Origin of the sequence: Loktanella agnita (assembly GCF_046640325.1) — a bacterium.
GTDB lineage: Bacteria > Pseudomonadota > Alphaproteobacteria > Rhodobacterales > Rhodobacteraceae > Yoonia > Yoonia agnita.
The window spans coordinates 30296-54899 of the sequence record NZ_JBJMBF010000013.1 but is presented as its reverse complement, the minus strand read 5'-3'; the positions used below and the strand labels follow the sequence as shown (position 1 = coordinate 54899).

Here is a 24604-nt window from a genome sequence, read left to right as displayed (position 1 = left end):
GCGCCCTTATGCCCCGAAAACCGTCGCAACGATTGTGGGTGCTGCGGCAATGCCCATTAGTCCGGCCAACACCCAGATAGCTTGCCGAAGATCAATGATGTTGAACCACCAGCTTGCGAACACCCCCATCAAAGCGAGTGTTCCAAGGACAACCCCCAATGGGCCGGTCATCGCATCTACGATCCCTTGAAAGAAGCTCACAAAGGGTGAGAGGTCTACCGACTGAGCCATTGCTGGCTCGGCTAAAACGACGAAGACCGTCAGTACAGAAATGAATAGTTGAATTGGCCTCATGAGTTTTCTCCTTCGAGCCTGTTGAACACGGCCAGCACTCGCTGGACGTGGTTTTGCGTTTCACGGTAGGGCGGGATGCCCCCGTACTGCCTGACGGCATCGGGGCCAGCGTTGTAAGCAGCCAATGCAAATCGCGCGTCGCCAAAGGTCGCCAATTGAGCGGCCAGATAACGTGCAGAGCCGTCAAGATTTGCCCGCCAATCATAAGGGTCGACGCCAAGGTCATCGGCAGTTCCCGGCATGAGTTGACCAAGGCCAATCGCACCAACATGCGAGCGTGCATTCGGGTTGTAGGCACTTTCGATTTCAATGTTGGAACGGAACAGCAGCCGCCATTCTGTTACCGTGAGACCGGCTGCGCGCAAACCTTGGTGGCTCGCATATCGCAAGGCGGTTTCATCTATCCCGGCAAGAATGTCAGGGCGGGGAACGGCAACGCGTGGCGCAACAGCAGTGACCCGGAATGACCTGTCGCTTGGTTCTTCAGTTGCGTTGGTGCCGGATGTGGCATCGGACCCAAAAATGGCAACTGGGGCGTCCGAATTTCCTTGGCCGATACCGTCGTTGTAATTTCGCGCAAATCTCTCTTGGGATTGCGAGGCTGAGAGCGAGCCATCGCTTTCCATCGTGAAGACCATTTGTGCGGATGCAGCATTGGCTGCGAAAAGGAAGGCTAAGAGGCTAGTCTTCCGTAGAGATGTCTTCCGACTGAGACAGTGTGAAAGTCCAGCGCTGACCTTCGTAGACCGGGAATGCGACGACAGAGAAGCCAAGGTCGATAAGGAACGAGACCAAACCGGTGACTGTCTTGAAGGTCCTGATTTGGATATGATCCCCGGCGGTTCTGGCGCGAGCGGTGACGAGTTGTTTTTCGACACCCTCGTCGTTGACAGCACGAAGAACCCAGACGCCATGCCACACCGAATTTTTCCGGTAGGCATCCACCTTGCATACAACTTCGACGTGATATCCGGATTCAATAAGGTCTTTGAATCCTGCTTCTGTAACCACATTCGGCGCTTCTTTTGCTAAATCCATCGCCATAGCGCGCTCTTCCATTAGTTGGGCGCACCGAGGCATTCGCTTCGATGAGCCTTAGTTACAATAATACGGTTTTGTGTGCAAGATACGGTTTTGTCTTGCATATACCCTAAAACCCGACGACATTAATTCGCACGCAAGCGCGAATTTCTCAAGCATTGAAGGCACAAAGCCATGAAGGCATGTAAGTCAGCCGCTTTTCATACTTCTGTATTTTTGTTGATCTGTCTTTCCGGAACTGCAGCAGCTCAAACGTGTTATGCGCCACAGCGACCCTTTGTTCCGACTGATCCAGATGATGTTCAGGAGTACCGCGATCTTATTGGTCGCGACTTTGAAACATACATCGCTGACATCCAGAGCTACTTTAGATGCCTTGAAGCAGAACGAGCGCGCGCCTTCGAAGAGGCGCACGAGGTTAGTGAAGAATATGGGAGGTTTCTTCAGATATCGGCGGAATGATGCGGCAGAATTCTTGCCGCATAATCATGGTTATGTTAAATCAATCAGTAATACTGACCTAAAATCGCCAAAATTCTATAGCAGATCAATCGTAAACGACATCTTTCTGTATTTTCGTTTTCCAACGCGGAACGAGTTCTCCAGTGTTCCATTCATAGAGCCATCCGACCAGCTCGCCCGACTGCCGGTCGAGGATTCGCTTAACTGCGTGTGCATGAAGTCTTTTGGGCTGATTACTGACAGGCCGAGCCTCCCGTACCCCACTAGGAACTCTGAGAATTACCGTCGCGCCGACGCATCGTGTGGTTTCTTGCAAGTCTATAGCCATAGTGTTGCCCCCAGGATTATGGGTTCTGCCCAAAAGATTATCTTTAGTATGTCGGCGGGTATCAGCAGTGAACCGCTTCGCCCCTCAGTTGTGCTTACAAAGCCTTGCAATGCACGATAAACTACGCGAAGGGGCGTAAAAGAACGCGAAAAAGGCGCGCAAGTCATTGATTAAAAATGGTAGATTTTTTACCGCGCCGCAGAAAACGGACGAGAACTTTAAGCAACTTTTTGCTCGTTTAGCGGCAGCAGGCGTTGGTCGCCCAGTAGATAGCGAGGGCTACGCTGACGGGCCGTGGACACCTGAGTCTTTGGCCGAAGCAATTTCCGCCATTGATGGTAATCGCGAAGGCGTCGAATTGCGGTCCGTTCAAGTTTGGTTTCAGGACAACGACAATGGAATCAGTGATGCAAATATCCGCTGGCTTGCTCGGGTATTCGGTTGCAGCGATCCTGAAGCTGCGAGCGCATGGCAGGCTGAACTTAAAGCTGCGAAAGAGAGACTAGCGAAAGAAAGGCGTGAGAAGAAGCGCAGGCAAACCTCTCTGCCGGGCAGCGCCAATGGTGTGGAAGTAGAGTTGGAACGTAACCGTGAAGATGGACGTACATTCTTTGAGGGAAAGCAAAGACCGCGAGTCGAAACAGCAGACGCAACCAAAGAAATTAGGTCTAGGACAGAAACCCCGGTTCGGGGTTTCTCAGAAAAATCCGATGTTCTGCACTCGGACAGCAACGGACTTGGCGGCTATCAATCCGCTCATGTTCGCAATGAACGTGACGAAGTACGCGATACCAGCATCCAGCCACCGAAGTTACGTCGAAAACTGCAAATATCAGCACACCTAGAGGCACTTTTCGCTGACCCAGTGACCCCATCGGCGGTGGTTTGGTTTTGGCTGACGGGTATCCTTTTTCTTGCATCTGTATTAGGTGTTCTAAGTGTAACTTACATGACCCCGGATGGGACAAATAAGCAGGTCGGATACATTTGGAGTCCAAGCTGGGTAATCCATGATTTAGTTCTACTGCCCTTTTTTTTAATGACCGTGTCACGGACAATTAACTTCTGGAAGACTGATGCCCGCAAGGCATTTTTGAACGACGGGCGACGAAGCCCTCATGAGGGCTGGTTAGAGAAGGTTAGTTCGCTGTCGATACTTCTTTGGCTTGCCATAGCTATCAGCGTATTCTTTGTTTTCCTTCTACAATGGGTGGGTGGCTACCTGATACCAATTTTGCGCAATGAACTAGGGAACACAGCGGTAAGCTGGCCCATAATCATCTTGGCGCGGCCGGAAATTATGTCTGTGGGAGCCGCATTGGCCTTATCAGGAACTTACATTCTTTTTGCTGCGCTCGTGTTCTTTTTTCTGAACGCCGGATTTGTGTTTCTGTATGCCGTTTGGTCGGATTTTTCTGATCTTTTCAAGAGGAACAGCAGCATGATCAGGGCAGATGACGCTGCGAAGATGCGATTTGTAGGGGTCAGGCTGGTCGAGAACATATTCTTAGGAACGATTCTTGCCCTTTGGATTAGCACAAGCATAAAACTCTATGCGATGTACCTTTCTGTAAGCAGCAAGGATATTCTAACGTGGCTTTACACTGATCTTATTCAGGTATTTGAGAATTCTGAACAGCACAAAAATATCATCGTGGGGTATTCGTTGAGCCAGTTTTCAACCATCATATTCACCTCGGTAATCGTTGGTGTTTTTTTGTATATCTATTTTAGCGCCAAAGCACTTCTGCACGATGGAGACGGCTTTTCTGAACGTTACCCCAAGACATATGCCCCATGGAGCAAGTGGCTGATTGTTGTGGTTCTCCTGCTAGTTAACTATTTGAGCGTTGGTCAAGTGAGGGGTTTTTCACTGTTGCTGTTGCTTTCGATAGTTGTGACGGCTTACTGCGTGTTGACCCATCGCGGTAGAAACTTCGACATAGATCAGAGGCATCATGGAAATCGCCCCGCTAAACAATGAAGTGGCGGAGTCCGACGAGGTTGGGGCTGCCTATTGGATCAAAACTGAAGACAAGGTTCGCCTTCGCGTCGGTGTGTGGTGTGACGAACGGGCGGTTAACGGAACGATCCTGTTGTTTACTGGACGCGCTGAGTTTATCGAGAAATATGGACGAATCGTACCTGGTTTTCTGGAACAAGGATTTGCCATATTTTCGATAGATTGGCGAGGCCAGGGACTGTCTGACAGAGTTGCTTCGGACGCTCATCTCGGTCATGTTCATCACTTTTTGGATTATCAGAAAGATGTTGTCGCAATGATAGAAGCGGCGAGATCACTGAGTCTCCCCAAACCGTGGTATTTGTTTGGACATTCGATGGGTGGCAACATCGGTTTGCGTTCATTGATTGACGGTGTTCCAGTCGTTGCAAGTGCGTTCACCGCTCCAATGTGGAGTATTGCTGTTCCTTCCTTTTTGGAGCCCGTAGCCAAGCCGTTGTCACGTTTGGCCGTCATGGTCGGGCTAGGTGAAATGTATACTAAGGCTCAAAAAGGACACAGCTACGCCCTCCATAGGTCATTTGAGAGCAACTCAATCACGAATGATCGACCTATGTACGAATATTTTATCAGGCAGGCGACCCTGTTCCCCGAGGCTCATATAGGGGCGCCAAGCATGAGGTGGCTTTATGAAGGGTTAACTGAGTGTGACAGACTTTCTAATCTCCGGTCTCCTGAAGTTCCCTGCTCGGCTTTTGCCGGCAAAGATGATGTAACCGTTGGTCGAAAAGCAATAGAAGATCGAATGTCTAGCTGGCGAGATGGTGCGTTCACCATCGTTGGTGATGCTAAACACGATCTCCTGTATGATCGACCAAACATCAGTCAGAAAGTAATTCAGGATGTTTGCGCATTTTTTCGGCAATATTCATAATTCGAATTCTTTACCGCCTCTAGAGGGCGTTGCTTTGAACAAGGTGAACCGCCCCGGGTTTACCGGAGTGATGACCCTGACCATGGCCGCTCATCGCGCACGTATGTCCAGACGCGGGCCGTTTTTGTCTTCTTGTGTCCCGGTGTTTTCATCTTGACCGGCGTGTCATCGGCAAAGAGCGCTTTGCCCCGCCGGGCGATCTGTCCAATCTCATCGGCAAGCGGCTCCAGCAGCGCCGTTGAGCGGCCAACCCAATCAGCCATGGTCGAGCGGTCTAGGTCAATCCCTGACTACGGTCAACAAGTTGAGCGCTTCCGTTCACTAAGAGTGATCACTTAGGTTCAAGGAACTGATCATGACAAACACTTGGACTTTGGCTGTTTGACAGTCGACGTTTGTCGGTTGCGCTGGCGATATGGTTCCTTGATGCGACGGCAGCACAGGCATGAATCGCGTAGACCTCAACTATCGCAGCGGTTCATGCCTGTGTGGAGATGAGGGGCCGCATCTCAAATAGCCGAAGCAGATACTGGAAAATTTGGTTTACCGAGAAATCGGTCAACCTGTTCCTTGGCCGATTATAGTGAAGCCCCCGGTATCGGCATACTGTTCCTTGATTCACTTTCCTGTCGGGTTCATTAGCAATCCATCCAGTATATATGGGGCCTCATTCACCGTGGCGGGAATGACCTGGGTAGCGAAGGGCTGACACGTGAGTGTAGGCTTTCAGGCCGGGTTCATTGCCGTATTTCGCATTGATCAGGTTCATCGCCTCGCCCTGCCGCGTGGTCGGAAAGAATTGCCCGTCACTGGAAGCAGTTTCACCGGCACCTCAGTATTTTGCCATTGGTAACAGTGCTTGCGCTTCGAGCACGGTGGCCAATGCCCGATTGATGGCCTCGCTTTCTACATGCCAGTTCGAAAGTCGCGCCAATTGGGCAAAACTATGTGTGCTGCTGGACGCGGCCATTTTGCTCAACCCGAGTTTCAGACCCTCTGCCAGAACGGCGCTCACAACCGCAAAGCTAAAATGTCACCCATCTGCAATTCAGGAATGTCACTCTCGCCCGTAACGATAACAGGCAGAGAGATCGGGCATGGGACTGGTGGTCATGAGCGAGCGCGAGCTGAATCGGATCGAAGTCTTGAGCCAAGTGGGGGTCGATTCCGGCTGAGTGCAGAATAGGGCGCTAAGGATTTTCTCATTCAGGTTTGTGGGATAGCGATCCTTCGCTCCGTCGTGCACGAACTGGAAAGATGCGGACAAACCGGACATGTGCAGATGCAACTACTGCCCACGCACGATAATCTCGCATGTGCAGAGCCGTTCAATTGACAGTGCAACTTGACTACCAGAAGTGGTCGTTTGCGCGAAGAACAAATAAGGTCGTCACCGGCGTTAGGTAATCCTAAACGCTCAGAATATCCTGACCTGAGTTCCCACTTCTGCCAGCGCAAAAAGTTCGGCGATGTGCTCGTTGTAGAGGCCAATGCAACCGTTTGAAGATTGTCTGCCGATCTTGCGCGTATCGCCGGTTCTGTGAACGCGGTAGTACTGCCAGGACAAATAAAGCGCATGAGTTCCCAGTGGATTGTCGGGCCCAGGAGGCCAATAGTCGGGCCATTCCGGGTTGCGTTGCTTCATAGCTGGTGTTGGGCTCCAACTGGGTCCCTCCACCTTTCTTACGACCTCAGTGTAGCCGCGCCGAGTCAGATCTTCTGATAGAGGGACACTGGACGGGTAGAGTTTATAGATACTCTCGTCCTCCGACCAGTATTGCACTGCCCGTGTATTGATGTCGCAAAGAATAGCGCCGTGCCGAAGGTTTTCAAAATGCTCTTGCCATGGGTCTGCCTTGAATGAAGCTATATTCCGACTGACGGGCGATAGGTCCTGCTATTGTGCGCTGAGCAAGCTAGGCGTCGCGAGCAATCCAATTGCTGCTGTCGACATGAATTGGCGTCGAGTTTTTCTTGTATCTGTCAACGATGCATCCTCTTTTGATTTTATGAGTTGATACGACCTCTAGCTGCTAGAGCTTCAATAGAAATTTGGTAACAGTTGCGTGAAGCGGTGATCCTACAAAAACCTGCCCGTCACAGCGCAATAGTCGTCAAACTTGGCACCATATTGCGCACTCAGCCATGGCTCCTCGGCAAATGGGGCCATAGCCAATGCTACAACGCCGACGGCCAAGATGGGCCAAACCCAAAATGACGAAAGCCAGAGACCAAAACCAATAAGGATAGCCATATCGGCGAGGTACTGTGGATTGCGGGAGTGACGGTAGAGACCGGTGGTGATGAGTTCGTCCCTTCCGCCGCTAGTAGCTTTCAGCCCGATACTGAACGCACCCCACCAGACGATCAGATTGCCGGCCACAATCAAGACTGGCCCCAGTGCCCAACGCACTGGGTCGGGCGTGGAAACAGTTCCCCAGTCCAAGATGCCCAAACCGATCGCCGTCCCAAACACGGCCAGTGTCAGGCCCCATGCCACGGTTGGGATCGGGGACGTTTCGTTGTTCGGAGGCCAAAGCCGCCTGGACGGGAGGAAGATCGACCAAACGAGCGCTCCAATCAAGGTCATACCGGACAGCAAGCCAACGACAAGCAAAATGCCCTGAGCCGCTGTCATGATCCGTGACCGAACAGCTGCGCGCCCTGATGCGCTGTATCGCTCGCTTCGAATTCAAGCGTAGAATGCTCGATCGAGAAACGTTCGCGCAGCGCTGCTCTGATCTCTTCCTTGATTATGTCGGCCTCACCCATCTGTTCGCGTTCGACAACAATATGGCAGTCCAATGCTGCAGCGTGCTCCTGCATTTGCCACAAGTGGACATGATGCACGTCAACTACGCCATCAACGTTCTGGATAGCAGCAACCACGTCTGTTCCATCAATGTCGGGAGGGCTTCCAAGCATCAGGGTTCGGATTGGACCTCCGATCTCGGTGAAAGACAGATACAGGATATAGAGTGCGATCCCGATGGTGATGGCTGGGTCCACCCAGCGCATGTCGTAAAGAATGATCAGCGTTCCAGCGACAATCACGGCTACTGAAGCAAGCGCATCCGACAGATTATGGAGAAATAGGGCGCGAATGTTCACGCTCCCCTTCTGCATGGAATAAGTCAGCATTGCGGTCAGCGTGTCAACCACAAGCGCAATTCCACCAAGAATGACAACGGTCCAACCCATGACTTCAGGTGGGTCAATCAGGCGCATCCCACCTTCGTAGATCAGGTAGAAGCCGATCACGATCAGGGTGGTGTAGTTGATCAGGGCGGCCACGATTTCGACCCGGCCATAGCCGAACGTCATGCGTTCGTCGGCGGGTCGGCGCGCGATTTTACGCGCGGCGAAGGCAATGACAAGCGAGGCCATATCGGAAAAATTGTGCAGCGCATCGGCGATGAGTGCCAGACTGCCCGACAATATGCCGCCGACGATTTGCGCAACGGTAAGAAGCCCATTCGCCCAGATCGCGATCGCAACCCGCCGATCGCCAGAATTCGGATCGATATGAGCGTGTCCGTGATCATGCGGCATTGGCAGGCTCCTTATGCCTATGAGTCGCGTTAGTACTGGCCTTCAGGCGCCCGCTGCGAAAACCACGTACGCGCACATTCATCCAGTGGCGTATGAAATGCCGGTACAGGGCACCACGCAGCCATCCAAAGGATTGCTCATGGGACAAATAGAAGGCATCCGGCGTATCAAACACGCCGAAGTCCTGCACGATGCCGGTTTTCTGAATGTAAGTATCTTCTCCGTTCCACGCGACGGGAGGCGTGCTAAGGCAATCCGTGCCCGCGCCATAACCGCAGAGACTGTCGGTGTCCGAGAACGATCTTTGCAGGACTTTGAGGAAAGCGTCATCCAGGATGAAGCCTTCGAGGTTGATCCAAGCGCCTTGAAATTTGATCTCAACCCATGAGTGTAGAATTTCCTGTGGAGCAATTGGATAAACCAGCTCTGGAACAACACCGCGCTGCAAGCCTTTGTGGATTGTGAAACCATGCAACCGGCAGCGAATGCCAACACCACGTAGCAATGCCATCAAGAGCGTGCCTTTGGTATTGCACTGCCCGTAGCCGCCGGAAAGCACCTCTGTTGCGGGGATGTCGTCAGCACGATTGTATCCGAACGCGATTTCATTTCGAACGAAATCATAGACGGCTCCGATCCGATCGAATTCGGACAAGTCGCGCCATCCGCGATTATCAATCAGTCGCGCAATAGGCTCAGCATCAAAATCCAATAGCTTGGTTGGTTCAAGTTGGGGGTCAGTTTTCTGCAACGGTATGGCTCCTCGAATCGTCTTGGAAGAAACCTAATTGCTACAGTCACTGTAGCTTCAAGTCATTGTTTTAAATTCTTTACATTTCTAGACTCGGTTTATGCGCCGATCTCGTCGTGATCGGTCAAGCATTCGGAATGGTCTCGCAAAACTTCCAAAACACGGCAATCGGAGGATTTTCCACCGCTGCACTCATGCACCATCCGCTTGAGTTCTTTTTGAAGCGCTTCTAGTCGGGCCATCCTTTGTTCAACCTGAATGAGTTGACGACGCGCGATGGCATCTGCCTCGTGACATGGCCGGTTCGGATCATCGGAAAGATCCAAAAGCTCGCGAATGGCATCCAGTGAGAAGCCAAGCTGGCGGGCATGCCGGACAAATGATAAGCGGTCGAGTTGTGCTTCGTCATAACGTCGCTGGCCGCCAGCGGTTCTTCCGGGCTCAGGCATCAGACCAATTTCCTCGTAATAACGAATGGTCTGCACCTTTGTACCAGTCTTTTTTCCGAGTGTTCCGATCGTGAGCATATACAAGCCTCTTGAATGTGAAGCGACTGTAGGTTTGCTGGGTGGGACTTGCAAGGAGCAGCCCTTACTCACAAGCGCGTGATTCAGCGACATACAAGGAAAAAGAGGATTGAACCTCTAGTTGCTGGAGGATGTAGACGCACACGAAATGAAGGAATCACGGGCGGGCAGATCGCATTGAAACTGACAGCATTTCAGAAAGTACTATGGGGTCTGACGGGCATTGCAACGCTGGCTTTTGCTTGGCTGCTATTTTGGTCAGACTATAGGACAGATCAATCTGGTGATGATGCATCAGCTTTCCAAGCAACTTTTGAACTGACAGACCATCAAGGCATGATCCAAACAGAAGATGATTTCTCGGGGCGCTGGATGCTTGTCTTTTTCGGCTTCACAAATTGTCCTGACATTTGCCCAACTACGCTGTCTGAGGTAGCGGCTGTGATGGATGGTCTCGGGAACGAGGCGGGTAAGGTCCAACCTATTTTCATTACGATTGATCCCGAACGCGACACGCCCAGCGTCCTTGCAGAATACGTGCCACTCTTCGACGCGGGGATCATTGGCCTTACCGGCACTTCGCAACAAATCGCGGAGACATCCGAATCTTTCCCAATCTTCTTTGAACGTATCGAAGAAGCGTCTGCGCCGGGTGGCTACACGATGGGGCACACGTCGCATCTTTTCCTTTTTGACCCTGAAGCAGGTTTTGCGGATTCTTGGCCTTATGGGACTCCAGCAGAAGAAATCCTTGCCGATCTGAAAGCGAGGATCTGACAACGATGACCCGAATTTCTGGAGAAACGGCGCTTGGCCTGGCGTGGTTCATTGCGCTCTTCGCATCGCTCGGCGTTTTGTTTATCGGAGAGGTGTTGGGGCAGACACCCTGTGTGCTTTGCTGGTTTCAGCGCGCTTTCATGTTCCCTCTTGCAATAATACTGGGCCTTGGTCTGTGGTGGCAAGACCGCAAAGTTAGTCGCTACGGCATCGCCCTAGCCCTTGGTGGCGCGGCGGTCGCCCTCTGGCACATGGGTCTTTATGTCGGCGTAATCCCTGAGCGGATTCAACCCTGCACCGCGACAGGCCCATCCTGCACAGATGACAATCAATTGATCTTCGGCATTCCGATCCCGCTTTTGGCGCTCGCCGCCTTCACACTTATCGCCGCGCTGTCGGCCCTTTCCTTGAATGAGACACAAGAATGAACAGACGCGGTCTGATCCTATCCGTTCTCGCGCTTGGCACTGCTGGGTTTGGCGGTGCGGCGTGGTACGCAACCCGCCCTGACCCACTCGCGGAGTCCGTACCCGTTGCACCCGAATTGGCGGACGCGTTGATGCGGCCCCACTCGCCGATCCTCGGACCGGAGAATGCGCCCGTAACGATTGTCGAGTTTTTCGATCCGGCCTGCGAAGCCTGCCGCGCGTTTCACCCGATCGTGAAAGACATCATGGCCGAATACGGCGACGCAGTCCGGGTAATCATCCGGTATACGCCGTTTCATGGGGAAGGGTCAGAAACGGCGATAAGGGTGCTGGAAGCCGCTCGGATGCAAGATGTTTATTTTCCAGTTTTTGAAGCGATTTTAGAAGAGCAGCCGCGTTGGGCATCTCACGGCGGTATGCGCCCCGAACTGATCCTTGAGATTGCGGCCAGTGCCGGACTTGATGAAGAAGCCGCGCGTATCCAGATGATGGCCCCGCAAACCATCGGGATACTCAATCAAGACCGCGCAGACGTTGAAACGATGGGTGTACGCCAAACGCCGACGTTCTTTGTGAACGGAAAACCCATTGATCCATTCGGAGAAGCAGAGTTGCGGCGCCTCGTGGCTGCCGAGGTTGCAGCCACGCAAAGCTAACAAAGAAAGAGCAAAACGCTATGAATGTAGTATTGAAAATTCTGGCTGCGACCGCCTTGTCAATCCTAGGGTTTGTGGCGGCCGCCATGGCCGAGGAGCAAACCGTGGTCGTTGAAGATGCTTGGTCCCGTGCGTCAGTTGGCGTGAACCGGCCCGGTGCAGTCTATATGACGGTCCGCAATATTGGCGAAGATACAGCAATCTTGACTGGTCTGCGCACTGACCTTGCGAAGATGCCAGAAATCCACCTCGCATCCACCAATGATCAGGGTGTGAGTTCTATGACACCCGCCGGTGATATCGAAATCGCTCCCGGCGAAGCAGCAGCACTTGAGCCCGGCGGGCTGCATGCCATGCTGATGCGGCTATCGCGACCAATGGTGGAAGGGGAAGCGTTCGCGCTGACGCTCACGTTTGCCGATGGCGATGAATTCACCGTCGACGTGCCAATTCTCGGTGTTGCCGCGCGTGGGCCCGAGAGCTGATGCAACGGCGCAGACTTCTAGGCTTAAGTACAGCGGGCGTGGCGCTCGCTGCCGGCACACTGTTTGCTGGTTGGTGGCAGGTAGACGGGCCAGGTGCGACCGAGGCCATGGGGCAACGCCCTCTGCCGCTTTCGCAGATGGAATTTCAGCTGACCAACCACAAGGGCGATGCAGTGGGTCCTGAGACCCTCATTGGGCGTCCCAGCATGGTGTTCTTCGGTTTTACATATTGCCCGGATGTTTGCCTGACGACCCTTTCGGATATCTCGGGTTGGCTCGACGATATGGGCGAGGAAGCCGCTGATATGAACGTAGTGTTTATCACCGTTGATCCAGAGCGCGACACGGTTGCGGCGATGGCAGACTATGTCAGCTATTTTCACCCTGCCGTGCGCGGGTGGACGGGTACCGAAGATGAGATTACACGCGCGGCAGAGAGATTTCGCGCCACTTACACAAAAGTGCCGACCGATGACGGCGATTACACGATGAACCACACCGCGAGCGTCTTCTTGTTCGCAGCCTCTGGGCGGTTCGTCACCATGATCGACTATCACGAACCCAGAGAATTCGCGGTGCCGAAAATCCGGCGCGCGTTGCAGGAAGATGCTGAGGGAAAGACATGAAATTAAGAAACTGGGCAATGGGATTTGTCTTGGCAAGCAGCGTTTCGGGCCTGGCCGTCGCATTATCAGACGCTTGGGATGTGACCCCCGTGCCGGAGGCGCTGGCGAAAGTCGGCGAATGGGCACCACGTGATCTGCAAGAACCGGCGGTACCTGTAGAGCGTTTACATACTATGGCATCATCCCACAGCTGGGCATCGCCAGTCGTTCTGCAACCGTTGGCCCTTGATCTGGCGTCAGCAGACGACGTTTCGCCAGAAGTTGATCCGCCGATGACGACGTGGTCGCGCAAGATCGCATCCGGTGAAACCTTGGATACTCTTCTCAGGGAGGCTGGGCTGGATGCGTCTGTCCGAGCAGAAGTGGCTCTCGCTCTCGGTGCCGAATACGACCTGCGGCGATTGCGTCCGGGTCATGATTTGACCGTTGTGAAGTCGCTGGGCGATACACTGCAAAGCGTAGTGCTTAGCGTTGATAACGGTGTGACCGTTGAAGCGATCTTTGGGGATCGTACGGTGACCCGCACCCTTAACCCCAATCCTGAGACACTTATGCTCGCGGGGGAAACTGCCATAGACAGCTCACTCTTTACCGCCTTGGATGACGCTGCTATCCCGGCGCGCTTTGCTGTCGATCTGGCGCAGATGCTGGGCGGGACAGTCGATTTTCGCAGGGAATTAAAAGGCGGCGAGACGCTCCAGGTCTTGTGGCGTGAAGCGCGCGTTGGTGACGAACGGATTGGACAGCCCGAAATAACTTTCGCAGCCCTCAATATCGGAGATGCGCTTTACGAGGTTGTTTGGCCGGAAGATGGAACGGGTCGCGCAACCATTTACATTGATGGTGAAGTGCTACGTGTCTTCGCACAACCCGTCGATGGAGCACGGCTCAGTTCCGTATTCGGTCAACGCCGTCATCCGGTTTATGGGAATGTCAGAATGCATACGGGCGTGGACTTCGCAGCGGCGAAGGGGACGCCCGTCAATGCAACAGCCCCCGGCAGAATAACCTTTGTCGGTTGGCGCGGCGGGTACGGACGGGTTGTCGAGATTGCGCATGGCACGGACACAAAAACACGATACGCCCATCTGAGCGCAGTCACCGATGGGATGTCTGTGGGCCAACGCGTGATGGCTGGAGACATCATCGGCAATGTCGGTGCAACAGGTACCGCGACCGGCCCTAACCTACATTATGAAGTGCTCGTTGATGGTCGTCCAACCGACCCTCTTTCTGATGACCGGCTGGCTGCCGCGACCGCCGATAACTCACAAGAGGCATTGGCGGCTGCCCGATTGGAAGAGGCCCGGATGCGCTTTGAAGCGCATTTGGCGACAATGCTTGCAACCGACCAAAACGAAAGGCTTTGATCCATGAAATCCCACCTTTTCGCTATCACATTTTTGTTCAGCGCACTTTCCGCAGCTCCGGCGTTTGCTGAGGCGACCGCAATCGACGTCAAGAAAACTAGTGGATGTGGATGCTGTCTTAGCTGGATGAACCATCTGGAAGAGAACGGCTTTGCCCCGACCGGTGAGGACTTGAATGGAGGATGGCTTGTCCGCCTCAAGCTAGAGAGTGGTGTGCCGCAACGCATGACTTCCTGCCATACTGCTTTCGTCGACGGCTACGTGATCGAAGGCCATGTTCCGGCTGCTGACATTCGCCGTCTCCTTGATGAGCGCCCTGATGCAATTGGTCTGGCGGTGCCCGGAATGCCATATGGCTCGCCGGGCATGGGGCCGGAAGACGACCGCGAGGCATATGATGTGTTTCTGATCAATGATGATGGATCGACCGTGGTCTTTTCGTCCTATACCAAAAAATAGACAGGACATATTTTGGAATCTCTTTCTCCCATCGCGCTTGGTTTTTTTGGCAGCCTGGCCGCTGGCCTGATGACCGCTTTTGGTGCCTTTCCGATCCTTTTCGGTCGTGTCCCGTCGCAAGCGACCCGCGACCTTTCGTTGGGGTTCGCTGCTGGCGTAATGCTTGCGGCGTCGTTCTTCTCGCTGATCATCCCCGCCCTCGATGCAGCCGAACCAATGTTCGCGAACGAAGCGGCCCCCGCCGCTGTTGTCTGCGTTGCTATCTTGTTGGGAATGGGTGCTGTGGCGCTGATGAACGAGAAGCTGCCACATGAACACTTCAAGACAGGACGAGAAGGCCCTGAATCAGCATCACTGCGCCGCGTCTGGCTTTTCATCATCGCAATCACAATCCATAATTTCCCCGAGGGTTTGGCCGTCGGTGTGGGCTTTGGATCTGGCGGTGTTGAGGGTGGGATGCCGCTTGCCATTGGGATTGGACTTCAGAATGCCCCTGAGGGGCTTGCCGTTGCGGTAGCACTTCTTGGTGAAGGGTATTCGAAATTCCGCGCATGGGGCATCGCGGCCCTGACCGGTTTGGTGGAACCCGTCGGGGGTCTGTTGGGTGCTGGTATCATTACGCTGTCTGAGCCGCTTTTGCCTTGGGGCTTGGCCTTTGCGGCTGGCGCGATGCTTTACGTCATTAGCCACGAGATCATTCCCGAAACGCACCGCAGCGGTCACCAGAACAAGGCAACGCTGGGACTGGCGATTGGCCTTGTGATCATGCTGTTTCTCGACGTCTGGCTAGGATGAGAGCATGAAATCACCCAAAAGACCTTTGACCATCGGCTCAATTGCGATAGTTCTCGTATCCTTTGTTGATCAATCTACAAAGGCGTGGGTTGTTGCAAATGCAGACGTGCTCAGTTCCGGGCTTCCGGTTTTCCCAGGATTTAACCTCGTCTTTGGCCGGAACGACGGCGTGTCGTTCGGATTGTTGGGAGGTGTACCTTGGTGGAGCCTTTCGGCACTGGCAATTGCAATTTGCGCTTGGTTGACAATACTACTTATTCGCACTCACAGCCGCATTGAGGCGCTTGCTTTGGGGGCAATCATTGGCGGCGCGATGGGCAATGTCATTGATCGGCTACGGTTTCGCGCAGTTACGGACTTTCTAGACTTCTACATCGGGTCCATGCACTGGCCTGCATTCAATATGGCAGATGTATTTGTAGTATGCGGGGTCGCTTTGCTGCTTGCTGCCCCTCTCCTTGGCCGGAAAGTCTACGCATAGATGTCGATGGGCGTTCCGTCCCGCACCATAGCGTAGATTTCTTCAATCTGGCTATCAGTCACTGCAATGCATCCAGCTGTCCTGTCCCGCACATTCGTCGGATCAATACCCGGTCTTGGACCCCCGTGAATGAAGATATCGCTACCGGGCGACTTCCCTTGAGCAGCCGCAAAGGTCTTGTCTGCTTCGTTTGGATATGAGATCCCAATCGAGAGATGGAAGAGGCTTTCCGGGTTTCGGCGATCTATCAGATATGACCCCTCCGGCGTTCTTCCGTCGCCCTCAAATTGTTTGTGGCCAGTTGGCGCAAAGCCAAGACCAACTGGATAAGTGCGCAAGGGTTCCGACACACCATCAAGGACCAGCATGCGTTGCGATTTGTACAAGCGCAAACGAGTAGCTTCTGGTCCGTTGTAAGTTTGGGGTTTGTTCGCACACCCAGACAGAACGGCGGCACTTAGTCCACCGAGCATTGCGTTGCGTCGCGTAGTCGAAAGTGATTTCACTGCTCTTGCACCCTGTTTAGTGCCACTTTTTTTCAGACTACCGACTTGGTCTGACCCGATCAATGCCCCTTTAGCAAAGCGCCTTTTGCCAACTGCTCACCCACACCATCTCCGCCGGATAGATCGATCCGGGCATCTCTTGCTTGGAGAAGACGCAGGGCATTGGCGACAACCAACAGTGACACACCTACATCGGCGGCAATCGCCCCCCACATCGTTGCCATTCCAAAGGCTGTCAGGCCCACGAAGACGGCTTTGGTGGCCAGCGAGATTCCGATGTTCTGCCGGATGATCGACATCGTCCTGCGCGAGTGACCGATCAGCCAAGGCACTTTACTGATATCGTCGGTCATCAATGCAATATCTGCCGTTTCAATGGCCGCATCTGAACCAACAGCCCCCATGGCAATGCCGTAATGTGCGCGCGCCATGGCAGGCGCATCATTTACCCCATCACCGATCATCGCGACCATGTCGTACTGTGATACCAACTCTTCGATGGCCACTACCTTGTCTTCGGGTAAAAGTTCGGCACGAACCTCGTCAATGCCCACTTCGGCCGCCACAGCGAGGGCAGTCCGTTCGTTGTCACCGGTCAGCATAATGATCTTTTTGACGCCCTGCGCGTGCAACTGTGCGATAACACCTTTGGCGTCGGGGCGAATACGGTCGCGCAGTTCAAGAAGACCGGTCACGCCATTTTCATCACCAACTGCGACCAGTGTGTTGCCTGCCTCTTCTATTCGGTCTCGAAGATCCGAGGGGAGAGTGCTGCCAAACCCCTTTTCCTCCGCGAAACGATCAGATCCCAGCCAGACAGTTCGTCCGCCAACGCGGCCTTCAAGCCCGCGCCCCGGCACGGTCCGGGTATCATCAGCCGCTTTGACGGCGACCCCGTCACGTTCGGCCTTACCGAGAATGGCGCGCGCAAGCGGATGCGATGACCGCGCCTCTAAAGCACCCGCAAGGGTCAAAAGGTCAACTTCGGAGGCGTCACCGAGAGGATAGACAGCCGCCACTTCCGGTTCTCCCATGGTGATTGTGCCCGTTTTGTCCATGGCAAGAGCCGTGGTGCGACCGGGGGCTTCGACATAAGCACCACCTTTGATCAGCACACCGGCCCTGGCAGATGCCGCAAGGGCAGCAACGATAGATACCGGGGTCGAAATAACCAGCGCGCAGGGGCAAGCGATGACAAGCAGGACCAGCGCGTTATAGAACCAGTAATTCCATTCTCCGCCCAAAAAGAGAGGCGGTAAGACTGCAATCGCAATCGCGAGTGCCATAACGATAGGCGTATAAATCCGGGCGAATTTTGCGACCCATTGCTCGACCTCGGCGCGTTTGGAATGCGCGTCGCCAACCATGCGGATGATTTTCGATAGAACCGTATCACTGGCCGCTTTTGTTGCGCGGACCGTAAGCGTACCCTCACCGTTGATGGTCCCTGCGTAAACATCGTCCCCCTTTTCCTTTGGGACAAGCGCGCTTTCACCCGTGATGGGGGCCTGATCGACGGCACCAGTTCCATCTGTCACCTCACCGTCAAGCGGGATCCGGTCGCCGCCTCGGACAATGAACTGTGTCCCAACCGCAACTTCGGCTGCTGGTATATCGGCGTCTGATCCATCATCATTTAGAACACGCGCCGTCGGCGGTGCCAAATCAAGAAGCGCTGAAACAGCGTTCCGGGCGCGCCCCACACTCCAGCTTTCCAGATAGAGCGACAGCGAGAAGAAGAACGCAACGGTCGCCGCCTCGAAGTATTCGCCAAGCCCAATTGCACCCACCACAGCAACGACCATGAGAAGGTTCATATCGGGAGACAGGCGGCGTGCAGACGACCACGCCTTTGGTGCGACCAGCCATACCCCAAAAAGGATTGCGAAACCAAATAATGCGACCTCTGGGATTGGCATCGCGGCCTCGCCATGCCCGGAGAACAGACCAAGTGCGCCACTCAGTCCGGTCTCCACGATATGGTATCCAAAAGCCACGGCCCAAAACCCACCACTCAGAAAAGTAAACCATTTTTGCTTGGCAAGATGCGCTGCCTGATCGGCGCTGGCGTTGTCAGCGTTCCATGGACGGGCCGTCATGCCTGTGCTGGCAACCAATTCTGTGATTTGACTATCTGAAATCTGTTCGGCGCTGTCCAAGACCGTCATGCGCCCATTGATCACATCAAACGCAAGATGTTCAGCCCCACCGAGTTTCGGGCCAACGACTTTGGAGAGGATTGAAACCTCTTCAGCGCAGTCTAAGCCGCTGACCTGAAAGCTACGCCCGTGTTCAGGAGGAGGGGCTGACGGAATGCCGGGCACCTTTTCTGCGTCACAGCACGCAGATCCAACAGATAGGTGATCTGAATGGTCGTGGGCATTGTGGTCTTCGTCTTGCGCCGTATTGGAACGCACCATTCGATCTCTCCTGAATCATCGTATAGATCATGTGTAATGTCTACAGTAGCTTTAGGTTCAAGAGGTTTTTTTCGCTGGAAAATCTGCGGCTGACGAAATAGTAAAAAGCAGACACGGTTGATAAATGAAATTCTGCGCAACTGAGAATTTACAAGGTGGCAACTGAATGAGAAAAATAATGACACTTGCCGTCGTTGGAGCCGTTACGCTATCCGCTTGCGCGGGTACTCCGGTTGAGGACACTCGTGCCAATACCGACGCAGTCATCCCACCCGACCTGGTAAACTTGGCAGCGCAAAACCAAGATATCTCAACGGCACGGATATTACCGGAAGACGGGTGCTACTGGTATGAACATCGCGGACGGGTCGAAACCACGCTTCTGCCCGTTATGACACGAGATGGTCGGCGCATCTGTCTCCCCGCGCAAACCTAGGACGCTTCTCTAAGATCCTGGACCTCACCAGAGCTCTCCGACACTGGGGGTTGCAACGCTGTCTTCTGCAGAATAAAGATGCGCGGTCGATCCTATTTCAACGAGCGAATAGAGATCATTTATATGGGGCATGACCATACGCACACAACCGGAACTGGCGCGGCTTCCGATACTTCTGGGCTGTGGTGTCCCGTGTATCCGCAGATAAGTGTCCCGTTCACCCACGTAAAGATAGAGCGCTCTTGAACCCAGCGCGTTTTGAGGCCCAGGCTCCACACCGCCCTCGAATTGTGCATAGGTTTCAGGCTCACGTTCAATCATGTTTTGGGTCGGGGTCCAGTGCGGCCACTCGACCTTTCGCTTTATTGTGTAGATGCCCGGCTCGTACAGATCGCCCCGTCCGATCGCCACGCCGTAACGCATCGCCGTTCCGCCCTCTTCGATGTGATAGAGATAACGCGCAACCGCATCGACATGGATATCACCAGGTATCAAACCTTCATTCCGCGCCACGCGTTGGGGTAGAAACCGGGATTCCAGCCCCCATGGATTGGATATATCTGGATCATAACCCACAGGGGTCACCTGCGTATCCCATAAAGCTTTCTCCGCCGCAGTGGGCCAGCTCTTTGCAAATGCAGGGCTGGCCAATGGAGCCGAAAACATGGCTGCGCTCATTGAAATGAAATGACGTCTTGTCAACATGAATCGTACTCCGGCTATTACTTTGAACATGCTAGTTTTTTGCCCGCATGAAATGAATCCAGTCCTTACAACCTCAAGCAACTTTAGGTTCAATACCCTACCTTGGTTTTCTCGTCACATTTCCTTGAGCTTAACGGGCGTTCCAGTAGTCAAAGTTGGGTCATTTTCGAACAAAGTTGACACCTCTATCAACAAATACAAGGAGAGGCAGCATCGCTGGCCGCCTACCCAAACACGCCACCGACGCATTTGCGGATCGCTAGGAAAGACAGTCTGGACTTCGATCCGCATGATACCAAATATTTGACGCCCTCGGCAGTTTCATCGTATTGCCCAGTCTGCATCACGGTCGCAGCCTCGAAAGAGCGTCGCCGATAGCTTGTGTTTTTGGATCACCTGCCCTGGCATTCAAAGTAAGCGCCTCCGCCCGTTCATACGCGGCAATTGCAGCCTCTGTTTGCCCGAGAACTGAATAGGCATTCCCCAATCGCATCCAACCATCAAGATTACCCGGTTCCTGTTCAAGACGGTTCGCCAGACGCGCCACCATCGAAAGAATAAACGCCTGCCTGTCATCATCGGACATCTCTTGCGCATTCGCGACGTCTTCGGCGGTGGGGCCGGGTTGATTCACCATTGGCGCGAAGTCTGCCAGTGAGAGGGGTGGCTTTCCGATTTCGGCACCGATACGATTTGCTTCTGCAACAAGGCTTTCCATCCAGGGATAAAATCCGTCCGCTGCATCAAGGCGTGCGATAAGCAACTCATACCCACGCAATGACTCCCCCTTTTGCGACAGTGCCAAAGCCTTGTAGTAAATGCTGGCGGGATTGTCTGGGTTCATTGATATTGCGCGATCAATTGCTGCTTCGGCAGGTGGTGTCACCACCCCCTGCTGTGCATAGATCAACGCTTCTGCCAACATTGAAAACACGGCGGAATCTGCTTCTGGCCGCTCGGATACGACTTTGAATGCTTCAGCGGCATCCTCAAACCGGCCCATTCTTGAATAGGTCTGCCCCAAGAGCATCCAGCCTTCACTTGGTCCACCATCGGGATCACTCACAAGCCGGTCATAGAGTTGGGAGGATAAATCAGCGACCTGGGCCGCCTCCTGCCGTTCCGATACCCGGTCAGCAAATGCCAGACCCTCGATTTCGGGCGATCCCATCGTCATGTAATAGCCAACCGCAAAGAGAGGCACAAAGACAGCACTCAAGATCACACCAACACGACCGCCGGTGTTGAGTGTTTTGTTGCCTGATCCTGCCTTACGTGCCTGCATCAAGATCCGGCGTTTGATCTCCTGTTCGGCGGCTTGCGCTTCTACTTCAGAGATAATGTTACGTTCCAGATCGCGTTTCACCTCCTTCAACTGATCCAAAAGCACTGCTGGCGTCGTGTCTTCAGGAACGGCGGAGGGTGGCAATTTGGTGCGAAGCGGCAGCACCATGAGCGACAAAGCCAGCAAGGAAAGAAGTACGAAAAACAGCCAGATCATGTTTCTTCGCTCGCTTTATTCTGCTCAATAAAGCGCGCGACTTCATCTTCTTCTGCAGCAGAAAGGCCCGCCACCGTCTTTCGTCGTCGGCTCGCCGATAACACGCTCCACCCAATCAGGAGTGCGGCCAGCGCAAGAGTAAAGGGCGCAAGCCACAGTGCTGCTGTCGAAAGATTGAACGGCGGCCGCATCAAAACGTAGTCACCATAGCGTGCATGGACATAGTTGATCACTTCCTCGTCGCTGTCTCCAGCGACCAGTCGTTCTCTGACCAGAATGCGCAGATCACGCGCAACGCCAGCATTTGAGCTGTCGATGTCTTGGTTTTGACAGACAACACAGCGCAGTTCCTTTGATATCTCTCGTGCGCGCTCCTCCAGTACGGGATCCTGCAATATCTCATCAGGCTCAACCGCAAGGAGGGCCATGGGTAGAATGATTAAGACTAGTAGTACCAGATGCTTCATCCGCCTGCCTCGATTTCCACCGCACCGGCCTGAACCAGCGCTTCTTTAAACTTTTTCACTGCGTCATCGCCCACGACCGGGCCAACATAACGGTACAGAACAGTGCCGTCTGACCCGACGATGAATGTTTCAGGCACACCGGAAATGCCCCATTCAATCCCAGCTCTGCCCGTGCTGTCGGCGCCAATCATTTCGTATGGGTTCCCAAGTTCGGCCAACCAGCGGACCGCATCCTCAGGCTTGTCTTTGTAGTTGATCCCGAAAAGCCGCTGACCTTCACTTTCGACGAGCTGTGTCAGCACGGCATGTTCGGCACGGCATGGCACACACCACGAAGCAAAGACATTCAAGATCACAGGACCAGGATTGCCCACAAGATCATCCCGCGAGAAACTGGGCGTCGCCAGCCCCTCGACATCCAAGAGAGTGAATTCTGGCGCGGGTTGGGAGATCAAGACCGAAGGGATATCATTTGGGTCCCGATCTGGATCCAGCCCCCACAAGAAAAAACCCCCAAAGACGAGCGCGATCAAAAGCGGAATAAGAGCCAGCGCACGCGTCATCGTTATTCCGCCGGGACCTTGGACGCATTTGATATTTTTTTCTCCGAACCACGACGTGGTGCGCCAACGCGCAAGCGCCGGTCGGATAGCGAAAGACCACCGCCCAGAACAAGCATGGCTGACCCGATCCAGATGAAATTGACTAAGGGCTCGTAAAGAATGCGCAACGTCAATGCGCCCCCTGCCCCGGCTTCCTCTGATGCTGGTCTGGCGATAGAGGCATAGAGATCACCTGCCATCGTCGAGCGAATGGCACTTTCTGTGGTGTTGCTTTCCGCCACCGGGTAATAACGGCTTTCTGGAAAGAGCTCCGTTATAAACTCCCCATCCAGCATGACAGTCAGCCTGCCCCGATCGGCGACGTAATTCGGTCCCCGAACGCGTTCGAGGCCTTCGAATGTAACATCAAATCCGGCGATCTCTATCTGGCGGCCCGGCTCTACAAATACGATCTCCTCGGTCTTCCAAACACTTGAGCCAATAAAGCCAAACATGGCGACGGCAAGACCGGTATGCGCCAAGGTCATCCCATAAGTGGATCTGGGGAGGTTTGCAGCACGCCTGCGCGATTCAGCAAATGGCACATCAAACAGTTTGATCCGCACCGTCCATTCCTTGAGGGTCGCCACGAAAAGCCAAATGGCAAGAAGGATGGACAGGTAACCGAGGACCGGGCCGCCGCGCACAATGTACCAGATCGCAAGCGTCGCTAGAACGGACAGCACCGCAACAAACCGCAGCCTTTGAAGGGCGCCCGGCAGGTCTGCACGCTTCCAGGACAAGAACGGCCCTATGCCCATCACGAAAACGAGTGGCAGCATAATCGGAATGAAGGCTGCGTTAAAGAATGGCGGGCCGACTGAAAGTTTTTGGCCGCCGGTCAATGCTTCGTAGAACAGCGGGTAAAGTGTGCCTAACAAAACGATGCCCGTGGCCGTTGCAAGTATCAGGTTGTTGATGAGTAAGCCGGCCTCGCGGCTGATCGGTTTGAAGATGCCGCCCGGCTCCATGACCGGTGCGCGCCACGCAAAGAGTGCCAAAGAGCCGCCGATCGCTACCGCCAAGAGACCCAGGATGTACAAGCCACGCTCAGGATCGACCGCGAAAGCATGAACGGAGGTCAAAAGTCCCGACCGGACGATAAATGTTCCCAACAGCGAAAGCGAAAATGTCAGGATCGCCAGGAGGATTGTCCAGCTTTTGAAGGCATCCCGTTTTTCTGTAACGATTGCAGAATGAAGAAGGGCTGTGCCCATAAGCCAAGGCATGAAGCTGACGTTCTCGACTGGGTCCCAGAACCACCAGCCGCCCCAGCCCAGTTCGTAATATGCCCACCAAGAGCCCAATGCGATGCCAGCGGTCAGGCTTAGCCAAGCGGCGAGTGTCCAGGGGCGGACCCATCTGGCCCAGGCCGCATCTACACGCCCTTCGATCAAGGCCGCGACGGCAAAGGAAAATACAATCGAAAACCCAACATACCCAATGTAAAGAAGTGGCGGGTGCATTGCCAAACCGACGTCCTGTAGCAATGGGTTCAGATCTTGACCATCTATCGGGGGCGGAAAGATGCGGTCAAAAGGGTTTGACGTGAACAGCATAAACGTGATGAAACCAACGCTGATCCACGCCTGCACCGAGAGGGTCCGCGCTTTCAAGCTATCAGGAATGTTGGCGCCGAATACCGAAACAGCGGCACCAAAAACTGTAAGGATCAACACCCAAAGCAAAAGTGACCCTTCGTGACTGCCCCAAGTGCCTGCGATCTTGAACAGCATAGGTTTGAGCGAATGCGAGTTTTCAACGACATTTTTGACGGTGAAGTCGCTCGTGACGAATGCCTGAAGCAGGGCGAAGAACGCGATAGATGTGAAAAAAACCTGGCCCAGTGATGACCACTTTGCAGACTGCATCCATAGAATATTACCGCGTGCCGCACCCAGTATTGGCAGCACACTCTGAACAATCGCCATAGCAAGCGCGAGCGCCAATGCGAAATGACCGATCTCTGGTGTCATGTGAAAATGCCCTTGGCTAAATGTCCGCGCGAACGCAGGTTACGCGGAAGGTATCAAGTGAC

27 protein-coding genes and 2 pseudogenes are annotated in these 24604 nt (G+C 53.9%); 12 read left to right on the top strand and 17 right to left on the bottom strand.

What is annotated here, in order from left to right; all coding sequences use genetic code 11:
* Positions 1-6: 6 nt before the first annotated feature.
* Genes ACJ5NV_RS14935 through ACJ5NV_RS14925 form a run of 3 tightly spaced genes read right to left on the bottom strand, consistent with a single transcriptional unit; the run spans position 7 to position 1338 of the window.
* Entirely contained in the window at positions 7-294 is a 288-nt protein-coding gene (locus ACJ5NV_RS14935; protein ID WP_411644956.1) for a TrbC/VirB2 family protein, read from the bottom strand.
* Positions 291-932, bottom strand: coding sequence for a lytic transglycosylase domain-containing protein (locus ACJ5NV_RS14930; protein WP_411644955.1), 642 nt, complete (start codon positions 930-932; stop codon positions 291-293). Before ACJ5NV_RS14930 ends, ACJ5NV_RS14935 begins: the two co-directional genes overlap by 4 nt.
* Before the next feature lie 43 nt (positions 933-975).
* Positions 976-1338 (bottom strand): hypothetical protein, encoded by a 363-nt coding sequence (locus ACJ5NV_RS14925; protein ID WP_411644954.1) that lies wholly within the window; start codon positions 1336-1338, stop codon positions 976-978.
* Between the two features lie 171 nt (positions 1339-1509).
* Between ACJ5NV_RS14925 and ACJ5NV_RS14920 the strand changes: the two genes are divergently transcribed.
* The 3 genes from ACJ5NV_RS14920 to ACJ5NV_RS14910 all read left to right on the top strand — a co-directional run bounded on the left by ACJ5NV_RS14920 (position 1510) and on the right by ACJ5NV_RS14910 (position 5022).
* Positions 1510-1797, top strand: coding sequence for a hypothetical protein (locus ACJ5NV_RS14920; protein ID WP_411644953.1), 288 nt, complete (start codon positions 1510-1512; stop codon positions 1795-1797).
* A gap of 494 nt (positions 1798-2291) precedes the next feature.
* On the top strand, positions 2292-4109 hold the full coding sequence (locus ACJ5NV_RS14915) for a hypothetical protein (RefSeq protein WP_411644951.1): 1818 nt from the start codon (positions 2292-2294) through the stop codon (positions 4107-4109).
* A complete protein-coding gene (locus tag ACJ5NV_RS14910) occupies positions 4084-5022 on the top strand; it encodes an alpha/beta hydrolase (protein ID WP_411644949.1) in 939 nt (312 codons plus the stop codon). Before ACJ5NV_RS14915 ends, ACJ5NV_RS14910 begins: the two co-directional genes overlap by 26 nt.
* Positions 5023-5090: 68 nt before the next feature.
* Here ACJ5NV_RS14910 and ACJ5NV_RS14905 read toward each other — a convergent pair.
* The 7 genes and pseudogenes from ACJ5NV_RS14905 to ACJ5NV_RS14875 all read right to left on the bottom strand — a co-directional run.
* Positions 5091-5309: pseudogene (locus ACJ5NV_RS14905) on the bottom strand (IS66 family transposase); the annotation flags it as partial.
* Between the two features lie 334 nt (positions 5310-5643).
* Positions 5644-6028: pseudogene (locus ACJ5NV_RS14900) on the bottom strand (Tn3 family transposase); the annotation flags it as partial.
* 411 nt (positions 6029-6439) lie between these two features.
* Entirely contained in the window at positions 6440-6892 is a 453-nt protein-coding gene (locus ACJ5NV_RS14895) for a L,D-transpeptidase (protein WP_411645044.1), read from the bottom strand.
* A 210-nt stretch (positions 6893-7102) separates the two neighbouring features.
* Positions 7103-7660 (bottom strand): methyltransferase family protein, encoded by a 558-nt coding sequence (locus ACJ5NV_RS14890; protein ID WP_411644947.1) that lies wholly within the window; start codon positions 7658-7660, stop codon positions 7103-7105.
* A complete protein-coding gene (locus ACJ5NV_RS14885; RefSeq protein ID WP_411644945.1) occupies positions 7657-8574 on the bottom strand; it encodes a cation diffusion facilitator family transporter in 918 nt (305 codons plus the stop codon). The genes ACJ5NV_RS14890 and ACJ5NV_RS14885 overlap by 4 nt, the downstream gene beginning before the upstream one ends.
* Positions 8564-9325: a transglutaminase-like domain-containing protein gene (locus ACJ5NV_RS14880; RefSeq protein WP_411644943.1), complete on the bottom strand. Its 762-nt coding sequence runs from the start codon at positions 9323-9325 to the stop codon at positions 8564-8566. Before ACJ5NV_RS14880 ends, ACJ5NV_RS14885 begins: the two co-directional genes overlap by 11 nt.
* Before the next feature lie 98 nt (positions 9326-9423).
* The gene (locus ACJ5NV_RS14875; RefSeq protein ID WP_411644941.1) at positions 9424-9852 is read right to left on the bottom strand and encodes a MerR family transcriptional regulator; all 429 of its coding nucleotides are present in this window, start codon (positions 9850-9852) and stop codon (positions 9424-9426) included.
* Positions 9853-10029: 177 nt separating this feature from the next.
* On the opposite strand from ACJ5NV_RS14875, the gene ACJ5NV_RS14870 reads away from it, so the two are divergent.
* The 9 genes from ACJ5NV_RS14870 to lspA are packed head-to-tail and all read left to right on the top strand — an operon-like array spanning position 10030 to position 15929.
* Positions 10030-10629, top strand: coding sequence for an SCO family protein (locus ACJ5NV_RS14870; RefSeq protein ID WP_411644940.1), 600 nt, complete (start codon positions 10030-10032; stop codon positions 10627-10629).
* Positions 10630-10634: 5 nt separating this feature from the next.
* Entirely contained in the window at positions 10635-11057 is a 423-nt protein-coding gene (locus ACJ5NV_RS14865) for a disulfide bond formation protein B (protein WP_411644939.1), read from the top strand.
* Complete coding sequence (locus ACJ5NV_RS14860; RefSeq protein WP_411644937.1) at positions 11054-11713, top strand: DsbA family protein; 660 nt, start codon at positions 11054-11056, stop codon at positions 11711-11713. The genes ACJ5NV_RS14865 and ACJ5NV_RS14860 overlap by 4 nt, the downstream gene beginning before the upstream one ends.
* A 20-nt stretch (positions 11714-11733) precedes the next feature.
* Complete coding sequence (locus tag ACJ5NV_RS14855) at positions 11734-12198, top strand: copper chaperone PCu(A)C (RefSeq protein WP_411644935.1); 465 nt, start codon at positions 11734-11736, stop codon at positions 12196-12198.
* The gene (locus ACJ5NV_RS14850; protein WP_411644933.1) at positions 12198-12824 is read left to right on the top strand and encodes an SCO family protein; all 627 of its coding nucleotides are present in this window, start codon (positions 12198-12200) and stop codon (positions 12822-12824) included. The genes ACJ5NV_RS14855 and ACJ5NV_RS14850 overlap by 1 nt, the downstream gene beginning before the upstream one ends.
* Positions 12821-14194 (top strand): M23 family metallopeptidase, encoded by a 1374-nt coding sequence (locus ACJ5NV_RS14845; RefSeq protein WP_411644932.1) that lies wholly within the window; start codon positions 12821-12823, stop codon positions 14192-14194. Before ACJ5NV_RS14850 ends, ACJ5NV_RS14845 begins: the two co-directional genes overlap by 4 nt.
* A gap of 3 nt (positions 14195-14197) precedes the next feature.
* On the top strand, positions 14198-14653 hold the full coding sequence (locus ACJ5NV_RS14840; protein WP_411644930.1) for a DUF411 domain-containing protein: 456 nt from the start codon (positions 14198-14200) through the stop codon (positions 14651-14653).
* 12 nt (positions 14654-14665) lie between these two features.
* Positions 14666-15448, top strand: a complete 783-nt coding sequence (locus ACJ5NV_RS14835; protein WP_411644929.1) for a ZIP family metal transporter — start codon at positions 14666-14668, stop codon at positions 15446-15448.
* A gap of 4 nt (positions 15449-15452) precedes the next feature.
* Positions 15453-15929 (top strand): signal peptidase II, encoded by a 477-nt coding sequence (lspA, locus tag ACJ5NV_RS14830; protein ID WP_411644927.1) that lies wholly within the window; start codon positions 15453-15455, stop codon positions 15927-15929.
* On the opposite strand, the gene ACJ5NV_RS14825 is transcribed toward lspA, so the two are convergent.
* The 7 genes from ACJ5NV_RS14825 to ACJ5NV_RS14795 form a co-directional block, all read right to left on the bottom strand.
* Positions 15920-16402, bottom strand: a complete 483-nt coding sequence (locus ACJ5NV_RS14825; protein WP_411645042.1) for a L,D-transpeptidase family protein — start codon at positions 16400-16402, stop codon at positions 15920-15922. The genes lspA and ACJ5NV_RS14825 overlap by 10 nt on opposite strands.
* Before the next feature lie 92 nt (positions 16403-16494).
* Positions 16495-18855, bottom strand: a complete 2361-nt coding sequence (locus ACJ5NV_RS14820) for a heavy metal translocating P-type ATPase (protein WP_411644925.1) — start codon at positions 18853-18855, stop codon at positions 16495-16497.
* 460 nt (positions 18856-19315) lie between these two features.
* Complete coding sequence (locus ACJ5NV_RS14815; RefSeq protein WP_411644923.1) at positions 19316-19996, bottom strand: L,D-transpeptidase; 681 nt, start codon at positions 19994-19996, stop codon at positions 19316-19318.
* Between the two features lie 343 nt (positions 19997-20339).
* Positions 20340-21497, bottom strand: coding sequence for a c-type cytochrome biogenesis protein CcmI (gene ccmI, locus ACJ5NV_RS14810; protein ID WP_411644922.1), 1158 nt, complete (start codon positions 21495-21497; stop codon positions 20340-20342).
* Positions 21494-21964 (bottom strand): cytochrome c-type biogenesis protein, encoded by a 471-nt coding sequence (locus ACJ5NV_RS14805; protein WP_411644920.1) that lies wholly within the window; start codon positions 21962-21964, stop codon positions 21494-21496. The genes ccmI and ACJ5NV_RS14805 overlap by 4 nt, the downstream gene beginning before the upstream one ends.
* On the bottom strand, positions 21961-22527 hold the full coding sequence (locus ACJ5NV_RS14800; protein WP_411644918.1) for a DsbE family thiol:disulfide interchange protein: 567 nt from the start codon (positions 22525-22527) through the stop codon (positions 21961-21963). The genes ACJ5NV_RS14805 and ACJ5NV_RS14800 overlap by 4 nt, the downstream gene beginning before the upstream one ends.
* A 2-nt stretch (positions 22528-22529) precedes the next feature.
* Complete coding sequence (locus ACJ5NV_RS14795) at positions 22530-24542, bottom strand: heme lyase CcmF/NrfE family subunit (protein WP_411644916.1); 2013 nt, start codon at positions 24540-24542, stop codon at positions 22530-22532.
* Positions 24543-24604: the final 62 nt, after the last annotated feature.